The following is a 1390-nucleotide window of genomic DNA, read 5'->3' as shown; positions in this document are numbered from 1 at the left end:
ATGATACTATGTCAAGAAAATGGACAGGGAAAATTGAGATTTTGCTTTAAATCTAAGCGCGCTATCGCTTGCTCGCCTCACAAACAATTTAAGGGGCGTAACCCTTAAATTATTTGTAAGGTTAAAGGGGTTTAATTATATGACCTTAGTTTTCTGTGAAGTTTTGAAATATTGCTTTTCGTATGCAATGGGCGACATATAATTTGTAAAAGAATGGATACGCTTGTAGTTATAAAAACTAACGATGTATTCAATGATACTTTTCTTGGCTTGATCTCTCGTTTTATATTTTTCATGAAAAACTAACTCTCTTTTGATGACGCTATGAAATGACTCGATACATGCATTATCGTAACAGTTTCCTTTTCTGCTCATACTTGTAATCATTTTGTTAGTTCGTAATACTTGTTGGTATTCCTTCGACGCATACTGGCTCCCACGATCTGAATGATGAATGAGCTCAGGCGTTGGAGTCTGAGTTCTGATTGCTCGTTTTAAGGCGAGGATCACTAATTCCTTTGTCATTCTCTCATCCATTGCCCAACCGATGATTCGTCTTGAAAACAACTCCATAATTGTTGCTAGATAGAGCCAACCTTCACTGGTCCATATATACGTAATGTCAGCTACCCACGCTTGTCCAGGGCGTTCTACTTTAAATTGTTGGTCTAATAGATTTGGATATACTGGTAGATTATGTTTTGAATTCGTCGTCGCTTTGTATTTTTTCACTGTTTTTGAGCGAATGCCTTCTTCTTTCATAATTCGTGATACTGTTTTTTGCGATACAGAGACTCCTTCTGAATTCAATTGTTTTGTGATTTTCAGACTACCATAATTTCTTCTTGAGTCCATATACACTCGTTTTATTTGGCTCGTTAACTTTTCTTTCCGTTCTTTTTGATTACTCTTTGGTCGGTTCAGCCACTCGTAGTAACCACTTCTTGAAACACCTAATACTTCGCACATCTTTGCCACACGGAATTCGTGTCGGTGCTGTTGAATAAAGTTGTAAACTACTTCCGGTCTTTTGCAAAGATGCCCATAGCCTTTTTTAAGATGGCATTTTCCTCTTCTAGGTCACGTATTCTTTTTTCTAATTCTTTATTTTCCTTATCCTCAGGCTTTAAATTCCCACTACCAACAAATGCAGCTTCGCCATCTTTACTAAATTTCTTTACCCAATTGTGTAATGTCTGTTCTGCAAGATCCAGCTCACGTGCAACCTCGGCAACCCTCTTGCCACTTTCAACTAATTGTACTGCCTCTAATTTAAATTCTTTGTCATAACTTTTTCGTTTTGTCATCTTAGACACTCCTAGTAAATTGTTAAGATTATTATACTTTATAAACTCCCAATTCTCTGTGTCCATTATTTAGACTAACATCA

1 protein-coding gene is annotated in these 1390 nt (G+C 36.7%); it reads right to left on the bottom strand.

Going from position 1 to position 1390, the window contains the following annotated elements; translation table 11 throughout:
- Positions 1 to 135: 135 nt before the first annotated feature.
- A protein-coding gene (locus tag BFJ97_RS23235; RefSeq protein WP_254660230.1) for an IS3 family transposase occupies positions 136 to 1307 on the bottom strand; the annotation gives its coding sequence in 2 pieces (ribosomal slippage) (positions 136 to 1046 and positions 1046 to 1307; 1173 coding nt in all).
- Between the last annotated feature and the right edge of the window lie 83 nt (positions 1308 to 1390).

The organism is Lysinibacillus xylanilyticus (assembly GCF_001708185.1).
Lineage (GTDB): Bacteria > Bacillota > Bacilli > Bacillales_A > Planococcaceae > Lysinibacillus > Lysinibacillus xylanilyticus_A.
The sequence above is the reverse complement of the archived record's forward strand: the minus strand, read 5'-3'. Positions and strand labels throughout refer to the sequence as shown.